This window comes from Bryocella elongata (assembly GCF_900108185.1).
GTDB classification, from domain to species: Bacteria; Acidobacteriota; Terriglobia; order Terriglobales; family Acidobacteriaceae; genus Granulicella; species Granulicella elongata.
This window is the reverse complement of sequence record NZ_FNVA01000001.1, coordinates 877288-899803: the sequence shown is the minus strand read 5'-3', so window position 1 is coordinate 899803 and position 22516 is coordinate 877288. Positions and strand designations below refer to the sequence as shown.

The 22516-nt window shown below is 62.0% G+C and carries 20 protein-coding genes; 16 read left to right on the top strand and 4 right to left on the bottom strand.

The annotated features are described in order from the left end of the window. Positions 1-30 precede the first annotated feature (30 nt). A complete protein-coding gene (locus tag C4S68_RS03750) occupies positions 31-720 on the top strand; it encodes an alpha/beta hydrolase (RefSeq protein ID WP_103931644.1) in 690 nt (229 codons plus the stop codon). Between the two features lie 23 nt (positions 721-743). Here the strand turns inward: C4S68_RS03750 and C4S68_RS03745 are convergent, their stop codons facing one another. After that, positions 744-1946 (bottom strand): acyltransferase family protein, encoded by a 1203-nt coding sequence (locus tag C4S68_RS03745; RefSeq protein WP_146071996.1) that lies wholly within the window; start codon positions 1944-1946, stop codon positions 744-746. Between the two features lie 167 nt (positions 1947-2113). After that, positions 2114-3001 carry an alpha/beta fold hydrolase gene (locus C4S68_RS03740; protein WP_146071995.1) on the bottom strand — a complete coding sequence of 296 codons (888 nt, stop codon included), beginning with the start codon at positions 2999-3001 and terminating at the stop codon, positions 2114-2116. A gap of 408 nt (positions 3002-3409) precedes the next feature. Between C4S68_RS03740 and C4S68_RS03735 the strand changes: the two genes are divergently transcribed. Continuing rightward, on the top strand, positions 3410-6406 hold the full coding sequence (locus tag C4S68_RS03735) for an ATP-binding protein (RefSeq protein ID WP_103931641.1): 2997 nt from the start codon (positions 3410-3412) through the stop codon (positions 6404-6406). Further along, positions 6399-7841 (top strand): sigma-54-dependent transcriptional regulator, encoded by a 1443-nt coding sequence (locus C4S68_RS03730; protein ID WP_103931640.1) that lies wholly within the window; start codon positions 6399-6401, stop codon positions 7839-7841. The genes C4S68_RS03735 and C4S68_RS03730 overlap by 8 nt, the downstream gene beginning before the upstream one ends. A gap of 105 nt (positions 7842-7946) precedes the next feature. On the opposite strand, the gene C4S68_RS03725 is transcribed toward C4S68_RS03730, so the two are convergent. After that, entirely contained in the window at positions 7947-9827 is a 1881-nt protein-coding gene (locus tag C4S68_RS03725) for a tRNA nucleotidyltransferase/poly(A) polymerase family protein (protein ID WP_103931639.1), read from the bottom strand. A 245-nt stretch (positions 9828-10072) separates the two neighbouring features. Here C4S68_RS03725 and C4S68_RS03720 point away from each other — a divergent pair, with 245 nt between their 5' ends. The 13 genes from C4S68_RS03720 to C4S68_RS03660 all read left to right on the top strand — a co-directional run bounded on the left by C4S68_RS03720 (position 10073) and on the right by C4S68_RS03660 (position 21247). After that, the gene (locus C4S68_RS03720; protein ID WP_103931638.1) at positions 10073-10591 is read left to right on the top strand and encodes a DUF6982 domain-containing protein; all 519 of its coding nucleotides are present in this window, start codon (positions 10073-10075) and stop codon (positions 10589-10591) included. Positions 10592-10632: 41 nt separating this feature from the next. After that, positions 10633-11727: a UDP-3-O-(3-hydroxymyristoyl)glucosamine N-acyltransferase gene (lpxD, locus tag C4S68_RS03715; protein ID WP_103931637.1), complete on the top strand. Its 1095-nt coding sequence runs from the start codon at positions 10633-10635 to the stop codon at positions 11725-11727. Continuing rightward, positions 11724-12089, top strand: coding sequence for a hypothetical protein (locus C4S68_RS03710; protein WP_103931636.1), 366 nt, complete (start codon positions 11724-11726; stop codon positions 12087-12089). The genes lpxD and C4S68_RS03710 overlap by 4 nt, the downstream gene beginning before the upstream one ends. Before the next feature lie 302 nt (positions 12090-12391). Then, the gene (tmk, locus tag C4S68_RS03705) at positions 12392-13099 is read left to right on the top strand and encodes a dTMP kinase (protein WP_103931635.1); all 708 of its coding nucleotides are present in this window, start codon (positions 12392-12394) and stop codon (positions 13097-13099) included. 32 nt (positions 13100-13131) lie between these two features. Beyond that, positions 13132-14586 carry a cytochrome P450 gene (locus C4S68_RS03700; protein ID WP_103931634.1) on the top strand — a complete coding sequence of 485 codons (1455 nt, stop codon included), beginning with the start codon at positions 13132-13134 and terminating at the stop codon, positions 14584-14586. Between the two features lie 203 nt (positions 14587-14789). Then, positions 14790-15302 (top strand): SRPBCC family protein, encoded by a 513-nt coding sequence (locus C4S68_RS03695; RefSeq protein WP_103931633.1) that lies wholly within the window; start codon positions 14790-14792, stop codon positions 15300-15302. Between the two features lie 79 nt (positions 15303-15381). After that, positions 15382-16140, top strand: a complete 759-nt coding sequence (locus C4S68_RS03690; protein WP_103931632.1) for a DUF4184 family protein — start codon at positions 15382-15384, stop codon at positions 16138-16140. A 52-nt stretch (positions 16141-16192) separates the two neighbouring features. Further along, positions 16193-16855: a Vat family streptogramin A O-acetyltransferase gene (locus tag C4S68_RS03685; RefSeq protein ID WP_103931631.1), complete on the top strand. Its 663-nt coding sequence runs from the start codon at positions 16193-16195 to the stop codon at positions 16853-16855. A 46-nt stretch (positions 16856-16901) separates the two neighbouring features. Next, entirely contained in the window at positions 16902-17669 is a 768-nt protein-coding gene (locus C4S68_RS03680; protein ID WP_103931630.1) for a DUF4184 family protein, read from the top strand. A gap of 7 nt (positions 17670-17676) precedes the next feature. Further along, on the top strand, positions 17677-18831 hold the full coding sequence (locus C4S68_RS03675; protein WP_103931629.1) for a DNA polymerase III subunit: 1155 nt from the start codon (positions 17677-17679) through the stop codon (positions 18829-18831). 246 nt (positions 18832-19077) lie between these two features. Then, positions 19078-19464, top strand: coding sequence for an RNA chaperone Hfq (locus C4S68_RS03670; RefSeq protein WP_103931628.1), 387 nt, complete (start codon positions 19078-19080; stop codon positions 19462-19464). A gap of 41 nt (positions 19465-19505) precedes the next feature. Next, positions 19506-20552: an L-threonylcarbamoyladenylate synthase gene (locus tag C4S68_RS03665; RefSeq protein ID WP_103932164.1), complete on the top strand. Its 1047-nt coding sequence runs from the start codon at positions 19506-19508 to the stop codon at positions 20550-20552. Positions 20553-20680: 128 nt separating this feature from the next. Then, positions 20681-21247: a class IV adenylate cyclase gene (locus C4S68_RS03660; protein ID WP_327333294.1), complete on the top strand. Its 567-nt coding sequence runs from the start codon at positions 20681-20683 to the stop codon at positions 21245-21247. 68 nt (positions 21248-21315) lie between these two features. Here C4S68_RS03660 and C4S68_RS03655 read toward each other — a convergent pair whose 3' ends face one another. After that, positions 21316-22284, bottom strand: coding sequence for an energy transducer TonB (locus C4S68_RS03655; protein WP_103931626.1), 969 nt, complete (start codon positions 22282-22284; stop codon positions 21316-21318). Positions 22285-22516 lie beyond the last annotated feature (232 nt).

Below are 22516 nucleotides of genomic sequence, written 5' to 3'. Positions count from 1 at the left end.
ACGTGACGCCGGTTGGGGCAGAATGAAGGGATGCAGTGGCGTTCGCATGTGAAGACGGTGGAAGGCCTGAGCGGTCCTGCAGGACGGCTTGAGGCGTTGTTGAACACGGGCCGCGAGGACGCGCTTTACGCGGTGCTGGTGGCGCATCCGCATCCACTGGGCGGCGGGACGATGCACAACAAGGTGGTCTACCACTCGGCCAAGGCGTTCTCCAGCTTCGGGCTGCCGGTGCTGCGGTTCAACTTTCGCGGTACGGGGCTGAGCGAAGGGGCGCACGACGAGGGGCGTGGCGAGGTGGACGATGTGCGCGCCGCGCTCGACTGGCTGGACACGGAGTACAGGCTGCCGGTCCTGTTCGCAGGGTTCTCGTTTGGCTCAAACGTCGGTCTGCGGGCCTGTTGTGGCGATGCGCGTGTCCAGGGGCTGGTTGGAATCGGTTTACCCGTGGAGGCCGATGGTCGGAATTACAGCTATGGTTTCTTGCCGGGGTGTGGTGCGGTTCCAAAGCTGTTTGTCGTGGGAGACCATGATCCGTTCGCTCCGAAAGCAGCGCTGAATGCCGTGCTGGAGACGGCCCTCGAGCCAAAGCGCGTGGTCTGGGTGGAAGGCGCGGACCACTTCTTTGCGGGGATCGAGGGGTCGCCTGAGACGAAGCTGCCGCAACTCGGGGCAGCGATACGCAGCTGGGTGAAGGACGAGTTCGGACTGGCAGAAGGATAAATCGCGCGGGGCAACGTCGGATCCTAGGCCGCGATTCCGATGTCGCGGACACCGGAAGGCCTGCTGACGTGTGCGATGGGCGGAGCCCAACGGTCCTTGAGGCGCAGGAACGGCGACTCGATGTGCGCGTAACTCCATTGGGCGGCGAAATAAGTTAGCAGGAAGGTGCACGGAACAACGACGACGGCGGCGTGCCAGTGAGCGAGCTTCCAGCAGATCGCGTCGACAAACTGCATGGGCAGGGCATGCAGGAAGTAGATGCCATAACTGACAACCCCAATGCGCTTCAAGTACCGGTTACGGAGTAATCGGCTCAATGCAGAGTTTTCGTCGATTGCGAGCATGACGATTCCCGCGGCAACAATACCGACAGAGGTGTACCCGTAGGTGCTGAAGACGGGATTGAAGAGGTCCCACGGCAGGGTCCGCCCGAAGGTCAGGAGCCCCGTGGCGAGCGTCACCATACCGAACGCAATACAACCAAGAGCTATCGCGCGGAATTGACGAAGAGCCATTCGATACTCCCGCAGCAGGAGTGCGAGAGAGGCACCGATGAGCAGCGTATCGAACCTGGTGAAGCTCGCGCGATAAAGAAAGCTTGAGGTCCGGTACCTGACGGGATCGTGAAGGTACAGGGCCATGCGTAAGGACATGACGCAAACGATGCCCATCAGACAGATTGAAATCAGCAGACGGCGACGGCCGCGAGCATAACGGACGACGAAGGGCCAGAGCAGGTAGAAGTGCTCTTCCACGCAGAGACTCCAGAGAACGCCCAATCCCACCGTTGGCTGAATCGTCCGGATGACATGGCCAATCATCACGATGCTGGGATTATGCTGGGGAGCGAAGGCGACGGTGAAGTTCAGGAGATACAGAAGGTTCGTCCAAAGCATGGGGTCGTAGCGCAGATGCACCAACGGCGTAAGGACTGCGACGCAGAGGAAGAAACCATAGTAGAGCGGGAAGATGCGCAGGGCTCTGCGGGTGTAGAAGTCGCGATAGTACGTGGGTGAGTCGACGGAATCCCACAGGATGCCGGTGATGAGAAATCCGGACAGGACGAAGAAGAGATCAACACCCGTCCAAAGGCACTCGACATATTTCGCTGGCACCACCATGTCGCCGTAGTGGATGGTGAAGACCATAAGGATGGCTATAGCGCGAAGTCCGTCGAAGGATTGGTAGTTCCTTGAAATCCAGTTCCTGGGCCCGTTGTTGTGCACGTGAACTCACTCCAAGTGTGAGAGTCACGTGAATGATGCGAAATCATTCCCCTCAAGTTGTTGGCGTAGCAAAAAGGTATTGCGACGCACCTGCAATTCCGTTTCATCCTGCGAACGGTTGCCGGATTTCTCAGAGCCGGACAACCCTACGGATATCCAGAGCTATCTTAGAGCGCGCGATGCAAGAGCCAGTCGTGGATGACAGCGGCTGCTTTATTAGGTGATTCGTCGTTCGGAAGATGGCCCACACCATGGAGCTGAACGAGCTCCCCGTCCGCAAGACGCGCCGACAGTCGCCGGGCGCTCCAGGCAGGAACGACGACGTCGCGTTCTCCCCAGACCATCAGCACGGGAGCGGCGATGGGATTCTCGTCCATCAGGGATCCGAGCTGGTGCATGTCGTTGTTCCAGCATTCGACCATGCGGAGAATCTGGTCGACGGTGCCTGGCGTACGCAGCGTGTGCAGATAGGGAGCGATGTCCGTCATTTCGAGCGTCCGGCGCGAGCCCGGCATGTGGCGAAAGACGAAGAGCATCAGCCAATCCGGCAGCCGGGGGAGAAGATGGGCGAAGGCGTGTCCGACGGCCGAGAGATAGAAGCGGATGATCTTGCGCTCCACGCCGGAGTACGGATGTGCCGGGCAGAGGAGCACGAGGCCGCGGAGGTGCTCGGGGTGTCGAGCAGCCACCGACAGCGAGATCGCTCCGCCGTGGGAGTGGCCGATGAGGACTGGACGGTCGAGCCGCAGGGCAGCCATGAGGTCGACGACGAGGCCCGCGAGGTCGGCGAAGGTGGTGCAGGAGGACTGCTGCCCTGGGCTTGGGCGCTCAGAGTAGCCGGAGCCGGGAAGATCGACGGCGATCACCCTGCGATCCTGGGGCAACCGGCGAAGCAGACGCTTGTAGCAGGTGCTCTCGGAGACAAGGCCGTGCAGAAGGATGATCGGCGGCGCGCTGGCGGGGATGCTCGAACCGCGCTCGAGGAAAGAGATACGGAGCCCACGAATGAAAACTTCGGAACGCTTCCAGGCTGTCTCCCGCCGGACTGAAGTCATGGTCGTCACGAGCGCCTTGCCTGACAGAGGTCATTGGCGGAAGGTCGAAGTTCGGCTCGGCGGAGACGCTGTAGCGGAAACGTAAGGACAAAAGTTGGCGGATTGCGTCCCACGAAGGAACGAGCATCGGCCCCGGGCCGTAAGACAGACATGATCTCTTGAGTTCACAGGATTTCAAGGGTCAGGGTCAAGCGAAGGGTCCCTGACTAACGTTGGCGACGCCGTATGGAACCCCTGCAAATACTGGCAATTCGCGGGGTTTCATCTTCCGATTTCAGTATCCACCTATGGAAAGATACATATCCAGCGTTACCGGTACACTGAAATGACATACCAGGAGAGGGTTGCGAGATTGGCACCAAAGTTGCAGCGAAGAATCTCGTATCCGGAACCTGAAGGCCGCCATCCGTGAAGAACGGTGCCCAAACCCGATTGCTTGCCCTGCTTCTGGCGATCATTACGCTGGCAGCGGCGGGATTGGCTATTGCAAATCTGGTCCAGGAGGGAACGTATGTTCCCCCAACCGATGGCGCACCCAAGATAGAAGTTCGCAGCGGACTTGAGATTTACATGGTTCCGGCCGGTACCCCGGCGGATCGTGCGGGCCTGCGAGCCGGCGACATCCTCACCGCAATCAATGACGTGCCGACGCCAAGGATGGCTGTCGCGGAGCGTCTGCTCGAGGCCAGTGGTATCTGGTCGAAGGCGAAGTACACCGTCCTGCGGCATCCGAGGGCAGGTGGTCCTCCGGCATCGATCGACATCTCGATCATCCTGGAGCCAGCGGACCGCACCGATCACCAGGTGATGCGGCTGATCGCGCTGGTCTACCTGGCAATCGGTCTTTACGTACTCTTTCGACGCTGGACGGCTCCGAAGTCGACGCACTTCTATGTCTTCTGCCTCGTCTCGTTCATCCTTTACGCCTTCAAGTACACGGCTGTATTCGATGGGCTGGATCTGACAGTCCTGACGGCGAACTTCATCGCGGCGGCTCTGCAACCCGCGCTGTTCCTGCATTTCGCGTTGAGCTTTACAGGGGAGTCCGAGACGCGGCGGCGACATCGCTGGGTTCACGCGCTGCTTTACATCCCGGGGGCTGTGCTCGCAACGCTGCGCTTCCTTTCGCTGGAATACTGGTCGCCGACACAGCGCCTGCAGCATCGCCTGGACAAGATCGACTATGCGTACCTAGCGACCTACTACATCCTCGCGGCCGTTGTGTTCTGGGTCCGGTACCTGACGGAGCGGCGTCCGCTGGAACGCCAGCAGTTGAAGTGGCTGTCGCGCGGCACGGTGCTGACGACACTTCCCTTCACCGCGATCTACGTGGTTCCGTTCCTGTTCGACTGGTCGGTGCCACGCAACCTGACGAACCTTGCGGTCTTTGCGCTGATTCTGCTGCCCCTGACGTTCAGCTGGGCGATCGTGCGTTACCGCTTGATGGACGTGGACCTGATCTTCAAGCGCGGCGTCACCTACACGCTGGTGACGGCGGCGCTGGTGGGATCGTACTTCGGCCTCATCGCGCTGGCCGCCGAGGTGGTCCATAACCAGGTGAAGAGCGAGAGGCTTCGCGACTGGGGATTGATCCTTGCGGTCATCGTGACAGGCCTGGTGTTTGATCCGCTCAAGCGGATGGTGCAGGGCCACGTCGACCGCATCTTCGATCGCAAGAAGATCGACTACCGCACCTCGCTCGTGGAATTTGGCAAAGAGCTGAACGCCCAGACCGATCTGCGGGCGCTGATCGACTCGATCGTTGAGCGTCTACCCGAGACGTTGCTGGTAACGCGTGTCGCGGTTTTTCTCGCGCAGGAGTACCGCACGCCGCGGGGCCGCGTCGAGACACGCTTCACCCTGGCGGGATCGCATGGGCTCTCGCAGCAGGTCGCCTCAGCGCCGGAATCGCTCGACCTGGGCTTCCTTGACTTTGATCGCCGCGACAGTGGCACTCACCTGTTCTTCGAGAATGCGCAGGCTGTGCTGCGGCTGCCGGAGTCAGAACGGCGTGCTGCTTCTGCGCTGGACCTGAACTACTTCGTGCCGTGCCGGGCAGCCCGCCACGAAGGCTCCGGGCTGTCCACGATTGCCGTGCTGGGACTTGGCCGCACGGGCGATGGAGACTTCCTCAGCTCCGAGGATATGGAGTTGCTGGAGTCGCTCGCCGGCTACACGGGTATCGCGATCCAGAACGCTCAGCTGTATCAGCGGCTGGAGCAGAAGATTACGGACTTCGAGCGCCTGCGCGACTTCAACGAGAACATCGTCGAGTCGATCAACATCGGCGTGTTTGCGGTGGACCTCGAGGACTGCATCGAGAGCTGGAATGCACAGATGGAGGTGATGTACGCGACGGCCCGGGCCGATGCGTTGCGCAAGCCTCTGAACGAGGTGTTTCCGCCTGAGTTCCTGACGGAGTTCGACCGCGTGCGCGACGAACAAGGCACGAGCACGCTATACAAGTTCCGCCTGCCCACGCCTACAGGTGAGGCGCGGATAGCGAACATCACGATTGCGCCGCTGCTCAACCGCGACTTCCAGGCGGTGGGGCGGATCATCATCGTGGATGACATCTCCGACCGCGTGAACATGGAGACGCAGCTGACGCAGGCCGAGAAGCTGTCGTCGATCGGACTGCTTGCTGCAGGAGTGGCGCACGAGGTGAACACGCCGCTCGCCGTCATCTCGAGCTATGCCCAGATGTTGAACAAGCAGCTGAGCAGCCACCTGGCGCAGGATGAGAACGGTCGCGCCAGGCTGCAACCGGTGCTGGACAAGATCATTCAGCAGACCTTCCGCGCGAGCGAGATCGCCAATGGATTACTGAACTTTTCGCGCATGGGCACGACAGACTTCTCGCGCACGGATGTGAATGCCACGGTGCGCGAGACGGTCATGCTGCTGGAGCACCCAATGCGCTCGGCTGGGATCACGGTGACCACGGAGCTCGCGGAGGGGTTGCCTGTCGTCAACGGCAATCGCGGCAAACTGCAGCAGGTTCTGGTGAATCTTGTCCTGAACGCGAAAGATGCCTTGCAGGAAAAAAGCCGGGGGACTGTACGCATCGTTACGACAGCACCGTCTAACGGTCAAAGCGTGGAGATACGGGTAGAGGACGATGGGTGCGGCATGAGCGCAGAGGTGATGCGCCGCATCTACGATCCGTTTTTTACGACCAAGCTCGCGCCCAAGGACGGTCAACGCAAGGGCACAGGCCTCGGCATGGCTGTTACGTACGGAATTGTCCAGGAACACAGTGGAACCATTGAGGTGTCTTCCAGCGTAGGAGAGGGTACGGTATTCCGTTTGGAGTTCCCCGCTCTCGATGCGCCGTCGCGCACTGAATTGCGAGCGACTGGACCTGAAGGTAATACGGAGGAAGGCAAGGTAGTACATGTCTAATGCAGCTTTAGGTGAGCGGCCAGCGTCGGGGACGATCCACGCGGCACCCTCGCCGGGCCAGAAGATTCTGATTATCGATGACGAAGCCGGCATCCGTGACTCGTTAGAGACTTTGCTCACTCTTGAGGGCTTCAGCGTCGAGATGGCGGCCGACGGCAACCTGGGCCTCGACCTGTTGACTCGCTACAGCTATGACCTTCTGCTGCTGGACCTGGCTCTGCCCGGCGAGAGCGGCATCGATCTGCTGCCCCGCATCAAGGCTCTTGCGCCGGAGCTTCCGGTCATCATGATCACGGCCTATGGGACCGTGGGGAATGTCGTCGACGCCATCCGTGCGGGGGCATCGAACTTCGTTCAGAAGCCGTGGGACAACGAGAAGCTGCTGGCGGATATCCGGGCGGCGATTGGCAAGAGCTCGGCCGAGCGCGAAGTGGCCCAGCTGAAGAGGACGTTGAAGCAGCGCTACTCGTTCCAGAACATCGTGGGCAAGAGCGATGCGATGCTGAAGCTCTTCGATCTGGTCGCGCAGGTGGCGCCTTCGCGTTCCACCGTGTTGATCCAGGGCGAGAGCGGTACGGGCAAGGAGCTGATCGCGAAGGCGATTCACTCGCACTCTCCACGGCGCGATAAGCCGTTTGTACCGATGAACACGGGCGCCGTGCCCTCCGACCTGCTGGAGTCCACTCTCTTCGGACATGAGCGCGGTGCGTTTACGTCTGCCGTGGCGGCGAAGAAGGGCCTTTTTGAGGTCGCCGATGGCGGCACGCTCTTCCTCGACGAAATCGGCACGATGACCATGGACATGCAGGCGAAGATCCTGCGCGTGCTGCAAGACCGCCGCTTCATGCACGTCGGCGGAACGCAGGAGATTCAGGTCGATGTCCGCATCGTCGCGGCAACGAACGTGAACCTTTCCCAGGCCGTCAAGGAAGGGCGGTTCCGCGAGGATCTGTTCTACCGGCTCGCCGTCATCCAGATTGAACTGCCGCCGTTGCGCAGCCGCAAGGAAGATGTGCCGCTGCTGGCGTCGCACTTCCTCAAGGTCTACGCCGACGAGAACGGCTTTCCTCCACCAGATCTCGCGCCGGAATCATTGCGGCTCATGATGGACTACGATTGGCCCGGCAATGTACGCGAGCTGGAGAATGCGATGGAGCGCGGTGTGGTGCTGGCTAATGGTCCGCAGCTCACTCCGGACCTGCTTCCTGCGCAGCTTCGCGGCAACTCATACTCGACCGCGCTCCTGGATCAACGGTCGGACGCTTCTCTTTTCGACGTGATGGAAGACATCGAGCGGCGCATCATTACGGACCGGCTGGAGCGCTGCAACTGGAACCAGACAGAAGCGTCCGCCTACTTCCGCATCCCGCTGTCCACGCTGAATCAGAAGATCAAGCGCCTGAACATCGAAGTGCGAAAGCGCGGGCGCGATTAGCGCTCGGTATCGGAGACCAAGAAAACAGCCCGTAGCGAGATCGCTGCGGGCTTTCTTTTTTGCTTGAAGTGATCCAGGCGAGTGGCCGAAACGATCAAGTAACGTCTAGCGACGTTTGGGTGCCTTCTTGGCAGGTGCAGCCTTCTTGGCTGGCTTGGCCGGAGCCTTCTTCGGAGCGGGCTTGAGCGGGGCCTTGGCGACAACTTTCTTCGCCGGTACAGCTTTTGCAGCCGACTTCGCCGGTACTGCCTTCGCGACGGGCTTCGCTGCCGGCTTCTTCGCAGAGGCGGCGACAACCTTGGCAGGCACCGCAGCCTTCGCCGGAGCTGCCTTGGACACGGGTTTGGCAGGCGCGTGAGAGGTCGGCTTTGCCGGGGCAGCCTTGGCAGCCGCCGGTTTAGCGGGCGCGGCCTTTGCCGGGGCCACGTCCTTCTTCACTGTGGCAGCCTTCACGGGAGCGGCAACCTTGACCTCGACCGGCTTGGACTCCGTGGCCTTCTTGGCAGCAACCTTAGGAGCTGAGGCCTTCGGTGCGGGTGCACCGAAGGCCTCAAGCTCTGCGGGGGTAGGTGTTGGAGGAAGCGCTGGGGACTCGGCGGCCGCCATCTCGGCCAACGTCTCATCCACCACCGGAGTAGCCTTCTTTGCCTTGGCCTTGGAGGTCTTCGTGGCCTTCGCAGCGCGGCGGCGCAGCGTGGGCGGCGGAGGCGGAGCCGGCGGAGAGTAGGGCTCGAGGAAGGCCTTGGCCATCTCCACCGTCTCCAGCTGACCATCCATGATGGCGAAGTGCAACTTCTCGATCAACTCGGCATAGCCGGGCAGATCGGGAGTGATGCGCATCTCCTGCATGAGCTGGTACGGAACCTTGGTCCGGGCCTGCGACCAGTCGTTGAAGAAGGCCGTGAAGCGTGCCTGCACCGGCGAGCTCTTCGAACTGTGCGCGAGAGACAGGACGACCTCAGGCGAGGTGACGTGCAGCAGCTTCCAGGCATCGGAAGGCACCGCTGCAGCCTTGCCGGCGAAGGTCGTGCCGAACTCCCGGGTTGCGGGCTCGAGCGCAGCGATCTGCTCGACAAAGCCGGGACGCGCGAGCAGGGCCTTGAGCTCGGTGACCTCCGCTGCGGTCAGCTTCGCGACCAGCGATGGGAATTGGACAGCGGAAGGATCGGCGAAGATGCTGACGACCTCGAGCTGCCCGGTGAGATCGCGGATCTTACTGATTTCGTTCTCGTTGGCCTTGGCGGCGGAGAGTGCCGGGAAGAGCGCCTGCATCCAGCCTTCGGACTCGAGACGGCGCAGGACGCGGAGCGGATCTTCCTCGTGGAGGATCTCCTCGAGCTCGTAGCCGCGATCCCACTCGCTCATGGCGGAGATGTAGCCCTCTGCCTTGCCGGTCTCGTAGCGCTGGTGGGTCTTCTCTTCGAGATGCCAGCCCATACGCGCAACGAGGCGCTGCGAGCGGATCATTCGAACGGGGTCTTCGATAAAGCCATAGTTCGAGACGAGGCGAAGCTCGCGGTTCTCGAGGTCGGCGATGCCGTTGAGGGGGTCCATGAGCAGCCCGAGCGACCCCTCGTTGAGGGAGATCGCCATGGCGTTCGCCGTGAAGTCGCGGCGGCGAAGGTCCTCGAGGATGGTTGCCGGCTTGAAGACGGGCTTTCCGGGCTTCGGCCAGGTGGCGCTCAGAGCGGAGCTGACTTCGACGCGGACACCGCCCGGGAAGTTGAAGAACAGCGACTGCGTAGCGGCATGTTCGCCGATCAGCGTCGCTCCAACCTTCTGGATGTCCTTTTTCAGCTTGGTCGCATTGCCCTGGATTGCGATGTCGAGATCGCGCACAGGGGAGCCACTGGTCAGGTCGCGCACTGCTCCGCCTACGAGGAAGACCGTCATGGCGTGAGCCTTGGCGACATCGCGCACGTGTTGGAGAGCAGTTTGCTGCGCGGGTGTCAGGCGAGTTTGCAGCAGGTAGATGTAATCGGCCATATGAGGTGATCGTTCCCGGCAGCGCACGAGTTCTTGTCCGACGTTGTTGTCCGACATCCGGACAGCAGAGCTAACCCCATGCCTGTCAGTAGGTTAAGCTGCCGTCTTTACGTGGCGACCCTCGTGGATTGTACAGCAATTGGGGCAAAACAGCCAGAATTTTGCACTCATTCTGCAGCGTTCGGGGTTTCACATGCGAAAATCTGAGCCGAAGCACCCCGTTGGGTCGGCGGGAATAGAGGATTATGCCTGCGGCACGGAAGAAGGTCGTCATCCGCCAGTTCGATGCGGGGCCGTCGTGGGGATATCTTCCCCCGGCAGGCTTCGTCGAGGGCGACGCGGTGGTGCTGCTTTTGCCGGATGGCCGGACCAAACCCCTGCAGCTCAATACGATCAAGCTTATTGCTTATGTCCGCGATTTCAACCTGGACGATGCGAACGATCCGGAGCGATTGGGGCGTAAGACGTTTCTGGGACGTCCGCGGGGTGAAGGGCTGTGGCTGCGGATCGGGTTTCCCGATGACGACCAGCTTGAGGGGCTGACGAGCTTCGATCTCGGCTTCCTCGACATGCTGCTTGAGGACCGAGGCCTGCTGCTTTCGCCGCCGGATGGGCGCGGGAACACGCAGAAGATCTTCGTGCCCCGCAGTGCGATACGGTCCCTGGAGTTGCTTGGGGCGATCAGCTCGCCCTCGAAGCGGGTGTCGGCCGAGCGAGCCAAAGAGCTGGTCGAGGAGCTCCAGGCCGGGCTGTTCGAGGGCTAGGATCACAGCCGCACAACAGCCAGCGAGCTACAATCCCCAACATGACTTTGGAAGAACTGGCCGAGCGGCTTGGGGCTGAACTGCGGCCTGGCGCAGATGGCAACCTTGCTGCGGCACGCGCCATTGAGATCACAGGGTTGAATGGGATTGAGAGCGCCGGGCCGACCGAGGTGACGTTCGTTGCGAACCAGGCCTACGCACGGCTGGCCGCAAAGACCGGGGCGGCGGCGATCATCGTCGAACCGGCGTTCCATGACGTTCCGGTAGCCACGGTGCGCGTTAAGAACCCGTATTTCGCCTGGGCGAAGACGATCGAGCTGATGTACCCCGCTCTGCAGTACGCTCCCGGGGTGCATCCCATGGCGGCGATCGATCCAACGGCTGAGATTGGGAAAGATGTTCATATTGCGGCGTTTGCGGTCATTGGCGCAGGTTGCGTGGTCGGCGATGGCTCGGCAATTCTGTCGCATGCCGTGCTTTACCCCGGGGTCAAGCTGGGCTCGCGCTGCCTGATTCACGCGCATGCCGTGGTGCGTGAGGGTTGCGTGCTCGGTGACGAGGTGGTGCTGCAGAACGGTGTGGTGATCGGGGCCGACGGCTTTGGCTTTGCGAAGGATGCAACCGGTCGCTGGAGCAAGATCCACCAGGCGGGGCGCGCTGTGCTGGAAGACCGGGTCGAGGTGCAGGCGAACGCGTGTGTGGACCGGGCCAGCATTGGCGAGACGAAGATTGGCGAAGGGACGAAGATCGACAACCTCGTGATGGTGGGTCACGGGTCGACGGTGGGGTCGGACACGCTGCTTTGTTCGCAAGTTGGATTGGCAGGATCGACGACTGTGGGGAACAAGGTCATCCTGGCGGGGCAGGTCGGTGCGGCAGGACATTTGACGATCGGCGACGGTGCCGTTGCGACGGCTCAGACCGGGATCGCAAGTGATGTGGCGGCGGGAGCGTTGGTCAGCGGCACTCCGGCAACGGATAATCGGACATGGCTGCGGACGTCTGCGGCTTTGAACCGGCTGCCCGAGCTTGTCCGCCGGGTGCGGTCGCTGGAGAAGTCGATGGAAGCGCTGGCTCCGGCCGAGTCCGCGGACCCGGAGACACAAATGACAGAAAAGCAAGGGAGTGCAGAGTGAGTTTCGGGATGGTGCGCAATACGATTCTTGCCACAGCGGCCGTGGCGCTGGTGGGGCTGGGCGGCTGCAAGTCGGCGTTTATCGGGGCAACCGTCACGAACGAGACGGGCGGAAACATCTCGGAGATTGAGGTCGACTACCCGAGCGCGAGCTTCGGGACGAGCACTCTTCCCGTGGGTGGATCGTATCAATACCGCTTCGAGGTGATCGGGAGCGGGCCGTTGAAGGCGACCTGGACGGACTCGTCCAGGAAGCCACACAGCTCGACCGGGCCAAGTCTCGGTGAAGGACTCAGGGGCACCGTGGACGTCAGGCTCGAGCCGGACGGGACTGCAGTCTGGAAGACAGGGCTCTCCCATTAGGGAGGCGCCCCTGTTGGTTGCCGCTCCCCGGCAAGGGTTGAATCAATGCGAGTGGCGGATCGGTCTTGGCTGCACAGGGTCGTGGGAATGGGCGTCCTGCTCCCGGTAAGCAGCCCGAGCCAGAGCTGCAAGGCAGATGGAGAGCAAGGCGAAGAGACCAATCACGATGTAAAGAAGCATGTCACCCTCGGTTCCGCGCGGGTGAGGCTGTCATGGCGTGCCGCGCTTTTCTCGCGCCACGAGAGATTAGGATGCCGGGTGGTCATCACAAGCCGCCCGGCTCACGAGATACACTCGGCTTGATGTGCCACGGTATGTTCATTACGTTTGAGGGGCTCGACGGATCTGGTAAGACGACGCAGGTCCGACGCCTCGTTGCAGCGCTGGAGGCAGAGGGACGGCGGGTCGTCTCGCTGCGGAATCCGGGCGGGACGGCGCTGGGGGACCGTATTCGCGCGATCTTGCTGGATTCGCGATCGGAGTCGGAGCTGGGTGCAATTACGCCTACGGCGGAGCTCGCGCTGATGTTTGCGGACAGGGCGCAGTCGCTGGCGGAGATCGTGAAGCCGGCGCTCGCCGAGGGGGCGATTGTAATCTGCGACCGCTATACCGATTCGTCGGAAGCCTACCAGGGCGGCGGCCGCGAGCTGGGTTCGGAGCGCGTTCTGGAGCTGCACCACGCGGTCTGCGATGGCTTTCAGCCGGACCTGACCATCCTGCTGCTACCCCCGCTGGAGAGCTCACTGCGACGCGCGCGGCGGCGGAATGAGCGGCACATCCAGACCTCCGGCACGGACGAGAACCGGTTCGAGCGCGAGGGCGATGAGTTCTATCGCCGCGTGTACCAGGCGTACCGGAACATTGCACAACGAGAGCCGCAACGGGTGGTCGCGATTACCGAAGATGCGCGCATCGAAGCGATCGCTTCCAGCGTGCTCACCGTTGTAAGGGAACGTCTACAAGCGCATGAAAGTGCACGTCCGATTGCATCTCCGCAGACCGCGTCCTGAGCGACTGCGAGCGCATCGCATGAAGCGAGCCCATGCCAGACTTCGAACGTAGCAACGACTACCGACCTGCCTACAGCCAAGGCGACTTCCGTTTTCCTCCCGGACTGCGACACAGCCTTCCCTTTTATACCCGGCGCAGCTGGGTGAAGTTTGGCCACCCGATCCCGCTCTTCGAACATCTTCACCAGACCTTCGGCAGCATCGCGCAATACAGGTTCATGGGGACGACGATCGTCTTCGTGAACGATCCGGAGTATGTGCAGGAGATCCTCGTCAACCAGGCGCAGTCGTTTGTGCGTGAGCGCACGATCAAGCGGATGAAGATCCTGCTGGGCGAAGGGCTGATCACCTCGGACGACCCGATCCACATGCGGCAGCGGAAGTTGATCGCGCCGGCGTTCCATCGGCAGCGCATTGCGGGCTATGCGGACGAGATTGTGAAGGCTGCGGAGGGGGTCGCGAGCTCGTGGCGTGAGGGCCAGGAGATCGATGCAGGTGACGCGATGATGCGACTCAGCCTGCGGATCGTGGCAAGGACGCTCTTCGACAGCGAGGTGGACGCGGATGTGCTTTCCGTCGCAGATGAAGCGAACACCGTGATGGGGCTTTACAACTTCCTCGTCGCCTTCCCGAAGCTGGAGCAGGTGCTGCACTGGCCGATCCCGGGGGTGGTGAAGTTTCGCCGGGCCAAGCAGCGGCTGGACGACATCGTCGACAAGCTGATCGCAAACCGGCGTGCCTTGAGTGCGGAGCAGCTTGAGGGCCGAGGCGATCTGCTCTCGATGCTGGTGGCCGCGCACTACGAAGGCGAAGATGGCGAGGAGGAAGACGGGAGCTCCGCGACCGGCATGAGCGATGCCCAGGTACGCGACGAGGTGCTGACGATCTTCCTCGCCGGCTACGAGACCGTCGCGAATGCACTGACTTGGACGCTATACCTGCTGAGTCAGAACCCCGAGGCACGCGACAGGATGTTCGCGGAGGTCGACGAGCTGCTTGGCAACACTGGCGCAGCCCGCGACCGCATGAGGCCCGCCGCGCTGGCCGACTATCCGCAGCTGAAGTACACCGAGATGGTCTTTGCCGAGGCGATGCGGCTCTATCCGCCGGCGTGGGCGATGGGGCGGCAATCGACCGCCCCGGTGACGCTGGGGGAGTACAGGCTGCCGGCCGGGGCTCACTTCTTCATCAGCCAGTACATTCTGCATCGGTCGGAAGAGTACTGGGACGAGCCACTGGCGTTTCGGCCCGAACGGCACACACCTGAGGCCAAGGCTGCAAGGCCGCGTTACGTGTACTTCCCGTTTGGCGCGGGTCGACGCCACTGCATTGGCGAAAGCTTTGCGTGGATGGAAGGCGTGCTGGCGCTGGCGACGATCGCACAACGCTGGAGGCTGGAGTTTGTCCCGCGGTTTCCGGTCGAGGCCCAGGCCAAGATCACCCTGCGACCGAAGTTTCCGATGAGCATGCGGACCGTGGCGCGCTGAAGCAAGGGGCGGGCACGATCGCTATCGCGCCGGTGTCTGGCCCGAAAGAGAACGCGCGTCAGAGAAGTCGTGTCCGAGGGCTCGCCGACGACACCATCTGTTAGCGATACTTGGCGCGATGTAAGTCACTGGGAATGCTTTAGCGTCTGCGGCACGATAGATATCCATTCGCATTCCGAAGAATCTCCAGCAAAGAGGTACCCATGAACTCCATTCAATGGCCTGAAGGCTATCTGCCCGGAACGACCGACAACTTTGTCTCCAACGAGGAGATTGTGCGAGGCATCTCGGCGGGGGATGTATGGCCGTTCCTGGTCGACGCGACGCTTTGGCCTTCGTACTACCACAACGCATCCGATGTGGTCGTTGCAGGTCGAATTCTGACCGAGGGTGCGAAGTTTCGCTTCACCACCTTCGGCCTGCTGGTAGAGGCGGAGGTTACCGAGTGCGTGACGCCGGCACCGAATGAACCCGGTCGGCTCGCATGGAAAGGACTGATTGAGGACGATGACCACGGCACGCTTGAAGTGCTCCATGCATGGCTGATCGAGGACCTCTCAGGCGGCCGGGTGCGAATCCTGACCCAGGAGACCCAAATCGGTAATCTTGCGGCCGACATGGCCAAGCGACGGCCGAATCCCATGCTGAACGGTCACCAGGCTTGGCTGGATGGATTGATTTCGTCGGCCAGGGTCGCTCACGCGCTGGGGCGCTAATACCGTTGGTTCACCGTGCTGGGCTATCCTTCGCGCATAGGTGCATGCCTCGATTCGCAGGCGATGCGACACTGATGCTATGCCCTTTACTCCGGCCCATGCGGCTGCGTCGTTGCCCTTTCGCAGAACGCCTTTGCCCATGGCCGCGATTGTGATGGGCTGCCTCGCGCCGGACCTGTTGTACTTCATGAGGCTGGCGCCACGGGGGCGATTCGGACATACGCTGCCAGGGGTATTTCTCTTCGATCTTCCCATCGCGCTGGCGTTGTTCTGGATGTGGCGAACGTTTCTTCGCCCCGGGACGCTTGCGGTCGCGGTCTCTCCCGAGGCGGGCGTGAGGGCAATCGATGAGCGCAGATGGAGCACGGGATGCGTCCTGATCGCCGTGGTTGCGATTCTGCTCGGCATCGCGACGCATCTCGTGTGGGACTCGTTCACCCACCCGGGCTATTGGCCTTCCGAACATATCGCGTTCCTGCAACAGACCATCACGGTGCCGCTTCTCGGTGATGAGGCCGGCTATGACCTGATGCAGCAGTTGAGCTCTTTCGGGGGGCTTGCGATCCTGGGCGTATGGCTGTGGAACCATTGGCGAGATGACACCGGAGATATTCGCTTCCACATCTCTTCCGAGTGGAAAGGGCGATCCATCGCCGCATGTCTGATCGCAGCGGCGTGCGGTATCGCGCGAGCGCTCTGGGGGACGCGAGGCGTCCCGTGGCAGGTCTGCGAGCCTTTACTGGTGGTCGAGTTCATTGTGACCGGGATGGCGGTTCTTTTCGGAGCGTGGCTTGTGGCTGCGGTGATCGTGACCTACCGGCTCGGCCGTTCCTGCTGAGCCGGTAACGGCTCAGGTTCCCGCGTGCGGCTTCGTGATATGACGGAGAGGCATGCAAGGTCCAGATCCCAGCAACCCGCACCCGATGGCCGGCTTTCCGCAGGTTTGTTTCATCCGCAACACGGTGAAGAACCCGAACATCGTCGTGGGCGAATACACCTACTACGACGACCCCGAGGACTCTGAGGGGTTCGAGCGCAACGTGCTGTACCACTTCCCTTTCATCGGCGACCGGCTGGTGATCGGGAGGTTCTGCGCGATTGGCCGTGGGGTGAAGTTCATTATGAACGGAGCCAACCACAAGCTCGATGGGATCTCGACGTACCCGTTCTTCATCTTCAGGAGCGGATGGGAGTCGGCGGCTCCGCAGCCGGGCGAACTGCCTTACAAGGGCGATACGGTCATTGGAAATGACGTGTGGCTGGGGTATGACGCGCTGGTGATGCCGGGCGTGACGATTGGCAATGGCGCGGTGATCGCGGCGCGGTCGGTGGTGACGTCCGATGTGCCCGCGTATGCGGTGGTCGGTGGCAATCCAGCGAAGGTGATCCGGATGCGGTTCGATGAGGGTACCGTGGCAAAGCTGGAAGAGATTGCCTGGTGGGATTGGCCGGTCGCGAAGATCACGGAGAATCTGGGGAAGATCGTGGCGGGGGATGTGGGGGCGCTGGCCACGTGCGTTCCGGCTGAGCCTCGGCGCTCCAGGACATCCTGACTACGTTGCAGTTTGTACGCAGCCATCCGAATGAGACACTCTTGCCGTGCCCTTCACGCCCGCACATGCCGCCGCAGCGCTTCCATTTCGCCGGAGCTTCCTTCCGACGGCTGCCATCGTCATTGGCACGATGTCTCCGGACTTCGAGTATTTCCTCCGTCTGGCCCCACGAGGGCACTTCGGTCATACAGCGGTCGGCGTGCTCGTCATGGACCTGCCATTATCCTTGCTCGTGCTGTGGTTTTACAGGCGGGATCTCCGTCTAACATTCATCGCCCTGTTTTTTGACTCAGCAGGACATCCCGAGTCGAAGGCTTGGGACATTCCGGGCGTCACCGCCGAGTGCGCTGGCATTCTTGTGGGTGCCGCGACCCATATCCTCTGGGACTCGTTCACTCACCGAAGTTTCTGGCCTTATCAACACCTGTCTTTCCTGCATAGGCCGGTCTTTCAGGTTGGCACCGCCCGCGTCGAGCTATTCGAGTTTCTCCAGCAGTTGAGTTCTCTAGTGGGTCTCCTTCTCGTTGCCATTTGGTGTTGGCAGTTGCTGACGACTGACGCTCGGCACCGGGCCATGAAAGAAATTTCCGGCCGGGGGAAGGCTCTGGCCACCTTTGCCACCATCATCGGGATTTTCTCCATCATGCGCGCATGGGCAGGTGCCACAACTGCGCCTGCACCCCTTCGCATTGCTGTGTTTGTGGGCGACCTCGTCGTCACCACGATGTCGTTGACCTTTCTAGCCGTCCTCTCGTTCAGCGTGATCTACGTAAACCGCCGAATCCCACCTCGGCCACCGCAGACGATAAGCTGAGAGAGACATGCCGCTTCCTCGCACCTTCGACGACTTCCACGCCAACCATGCTGTGCTCGACAACCTGCGGGCGGCGATTGCTTCGGGGCGGTTGCCGCATTCGATGATCCTGCTGGGGCCGCGCGGGGTGGGCAAGTACACGCTCGCGGTGATGCTGACGATGGCGCTGGAGTGCGAGCGTCAGCCGCGGGAGGTCTCCGGACGAGGCTTGCCGGAGGGTGAGACGCGGGAGCTGGCCAGCTACTGCGGCGAATGCCGCAACTGCACACGGATTGCGGAGTCGGCTGACCTGAGCGCGCGTGTCGAAGAGGCCATCGCCACGCGCGAAGAGATGAAGGACACCGACAAGCGCGAGACGCGCGTGCTGGTGCAGACGCATCCGGACGTGCTGATTGTGCCGCCCGATCCTCCGCAGCTGATGATCAAGCTGGGACAGGTGCGGACGGTGATCCAGCGGTCGCACTACCTGCCGACAGAGGCGCGGGCGCGGGTGTTCCTGTTTACCTCGGCTGGATTCATGAAAGAGGCGGCGAACTCGCTGCTGAAGCTGCTGGAGGAGCCGCCGGCGCAGGTGCATCTGATCCTGCTGGCGGAGAACCTGGGCGAGCTGCTGCCGACGATTCGCTCGCGCTGCGCGGTCGCGCACCTGGGCGCCATGAGCGTGGAGGAGATCACAGCGCTGCTGGCGGAGCATCGCAAGGAAGTGAAGGGCGCGGAGCGCGAGCTGGTGGCGCGGCTGAGCGAAGGCGCTCCCGGGCGGGCGTTGAGCTTCGATCTGGCGACCTACGCCGCGGCCCGCAACGATGCGCTGACCATCCTGCACACGGCCGAGAGGTCGGGCGGAATGCAGGACCATTCCCTGCTCTTCAAGATGACGGAGAGCTATCGCGCAGGCGCCGAAGGTCAGGAGAAGACGACGGCGCTGCTGCGAGCGTTGTCCTCGGTGCTGGAGGATCTTCTGCTATTGAATGCGGGTGTGCCAGACCGCATTCGCAACGTGGACAAGCGCGCCGAGCTGGAGCGCATGGCTACGGGCTTCGATTATGCGTGGATCGAGTCTGCGGTACGGGCGATGGACCAGGTTCAGAGCGGGATGCGACGCAATCTGCTGCGGTCGCTGAGTCTTGACGCGATGGCGGTGGGTCTCGAATCAGTCCGCTGAACCAGCCTTCCGGCGGATGACCCGGGTCGCCGCTTTGTGTAACCATCGAAGTGGCAGGAATGCAGTTTGGAGCGGCAACGCGTGTTCGGCGAGCCGCGCCGGATGTCTTGGAATTGCCGGGTATCTCTTCGCCGGGTTCCTGCATCCAACGGCCAGCACTCATGACAGGCGAAGGCACTAAAGAGCCTTGAAGGCCACGTCTTGGCCTGTCCGCAACAGCTTTTTTGTCTTTAGGGAGAACGATCGTTGACCGACGATAAACGCAGCAGCCGACGCGACGATTCGTTCAATGGAACGCGCAAGCTCATCCGGCCTCGCCTTCCGTTGGGCGGACGCCGACATGACCCGTCGCAGGGGGAAGACCCCTTGACCCACGCCAATGCGCAGGAGTCGAGCTCCGCGCTGGAGAGCTCGCACGCAGAGGCGTTCTATTTCCAGAAGCAGGTTCAGCAGCAGACCGAGATGACAGTGGTGCTCGACGATGGCGAAGAGATTCATGGCGTCATCGAGTGGTTCGACCACTTTGTGCTGAAGCTACGCACCAGCAAGACCCGCGTCCTGGTCTACAAGTCCAGCATCAAGTACCTGTACAAGGCCTCTGAAGCGCAGCCTCGCATCAGTGTGATGAAGTAGAGGAACCAGGGTGCGCTGATTGGCCGCGTGCCGTGCAGGAAATGTTGCCGGAAACCCTCCATCTTTACGCCGACCAGGCAGGTGACCTGCCCCGCGCCGCCGAGCTGTTGCAGGCGGGCGGTCTTGTAGCGTTCGCGACAGAAACCGTCTACGGCCTTGGAGCCAATGCGCTCATGCCGGCGGCGGTGGCTGCCATCTTCTCGGCGAAGGGACGCCCGGCCTGGGATCCAGTGATCGTCCACCTGGCGACGGTGGAGCAGCTAGCGGTTGTCGCAGCGGTTCCCACCGAGCTCGCCACTCGGGTGGCAAGGCTGACGGAGGCATTCTGGCCGGGGCCACTCACGCTGTTGCTGCCACGGACGGAGGCCATCGGCGATGCCGTCACAGCGGGGCGTCCGCTGGTGGGAGTGCGAATCCCTGCGCATCCGGCGGCGCAGGCTCTACTGGCAGCCGCAGGCGTTCCGGTCGCGGCACCCAGCGCCAACAGGTTCGGGCATACCAGCCCTACGACGGCGGCGCATGTTCTCGCGGACCTCGATGGACGCATCGACGCGGTGCTGGACGCCGGACCGACTCGGATAGGCGTCGAGTCCACGGTTCTGGATCCGACGCAGACGCCCATGGTTCTGTATCGACCGGGAGCTATTTCTGCGGAGGAACTCGCAAAGGCAACCGGGGTTGCAGTAGAGGTTTATGTAGCTTCTGCAACTTGCTCTAGTAATGAGCCTTCTTCTCTGCCGTCCCCTGGCGTCGGAATCCGACACTATGCTCCACAAGCCAGAGTTGTTCTGGTGGAGCCCTTGACGGGCGACCTGGCCTCTACTCTGTTGGAACCTGCTTCGAAGGCGAAAGACTCTGGCGACCGCGTTGGGTTATTGCTACCGGACGGCTGGGCACACCTTTCCGGCTCGCAGACGGTGGCGTGGGGGGATTGGGACGTCCCTGAGACGCTGGCGGCGAACCTGTTTGCCGGGCTGCGGGAGCTCGACGCACGGGGTGTTGACGTGATCCTCGTCCCTCTACCGCCGTCAGGCGGGATTCGCGACGCCATCCTGGACAGGCTGAACAAGGCAGCCCGGCCGAGCTAGCCGAGCCTGGGGTGGCGTATTTCGCTACTGCCGAAATGGGGCCTGTGCCACGAAAGTGGTCCGCGTTTTCCACCTTGGGGGCTGCGCGAGAGGCCTATACTCCCCCCATGCAGGTGGCTGAGATTGAGTTGAAGTTTGCCGTCGAGGATCCGGTCCCCTTCCGGTACTCGGCGCTTCGTGCGGGCTTCCAACTCGTCACCGAGCGATCGCTCGAGACGAACACCCTCTACGACACCAGCGATCGGCAGCTGCGGGCGAAGAAGCAGATTCTCCGGCTGCGGGAGTACAACGGCCATCATGTGCTGACCCATAAGCGGACGGCCGCACCCAGCGAGCTGGACGCCCGGTTCAAGACGCGGGTCGAGACCGAGACGATGCTGGAGGACAGCGAGGCCATGGCTGAGGTGTTTCTTCAGCTGGGGTATGGGCCAGTCTTCCGGTATGAAAAGTTCCGGACAGAGTTTTCCTCGGGTGCGGGGCACCTGGTGCTCGACGAGACGCCGATTGGCGTCTGGGCGGAGCTGGAAGGCGCGCCGGAGTGGATTGACGCCATGCTGGAACGGCTGCAGGTGGGGCGCGAACAATGCTCCACGGATAGCTATGGAAAGCTCTTCGAGCGCTGGAAGACCGAGACTGGGAGCGACGCACTGAACCTGACCTTCGAAGAGGTCCAGGCGGAAGTGCTGGTGCCCTAGCAGCCGAAGTCACGCAGAAAGACGAAGGCCCGCCGCGATGGCGGGCCTTCGATGTTGTGGCTGCCTGATTAGAAGATCTGGAAGTTGACCTCGACGTACAGGTCGACCTTGACGGGCTTCCCGTTCTGCATCGCCGGCTTGAACTTGTACTGGCGGACGGCTTCGACGGCCTTCTCGTCCAGTCCCATACCGACGCCACGGACGACGCGAACATGGCTCGGGTTCCCCTGCTCGTCGACGATGAGATAAACCTGCACGTTGCCTGAGAACTTGGCCTTGCGGGCCTCTTCAGAAAACTCAGGTTCGACCGAGAACGTAAGCTGGGGAGGCTTTACCGAACCGCCGATGTGCATCACGCCGCCGCCGGTGTTGCCTCCGGAACCCGGGCCGATACCGGCGCCGTTTCCGGAGCCGATACCTGTTCCGTTGCCGTTGCCCATCGAGACGCCCTTGAGATTGGAGTTCGGCATGCCGAGGTTTGGCATGTCGTTATTCGCCATCTTGAGGTCCTTCTGCATGACGACGGTGGGCTCGATGGCGATCTTGGGGGCCTCGGTGGGGGGAGCCTTGGGTGGCACGATCTGCTCCTGCGCGAACTTCGGCAGGTGGCCCTGGGTGACTGGGCTGAGATCGTGCTGTCCGCCGCCGCCACCGATACGATCCGCTCGCGGGAGGACCGGCGGGGGCGGCGGAAGCGTGATGGCGGTGATTTCCTTCTTTTGGGGTGCGACGACCTCAGCCACCTTGCGGCCAACCAGGAAGAGGATCAGCAGCGCGATGGCGATATGGACGCCCGCGGCGACCGCCGTGGAGACGGGATCGCGCTTGATCGCCATGGGGTCGGCGACCGCGATGGGTTTGGACTCAAGTACGAGTGGCGGCAGCTTGGGCGCGAAGAATACGTCGCGAATGTTGTCGATCAGGGACTGAAATACGCTGGGTTCTTTGATTTCGCCCGCTAGATGCGGAGCTTCGGCCTGCGCGTGCAGGACATGATTCAGCGGACTCTCGGGGGGAGGAAGGGGGTCAAAAGGCATAATGTGCGGCTTGAGGGAGCAACGTGCTCGGGGAGGTTCCTTTCCGCTACGGGAGCTGCGACCTCTTGGGGTTTCGATTCAGCGTCCGAATGCGGCGCTCGCGAACTCCGTGGTCATTGTACAAAGCTTTGGCCCCGGAATGCTTTAGGTGATTAGACGCGAGAAGTCCGGTGGAAGTTTTTAAGGTGCCGCCTTCGATTCACCGGTTGAAAACCTTCTTGTCCCGGAGGGG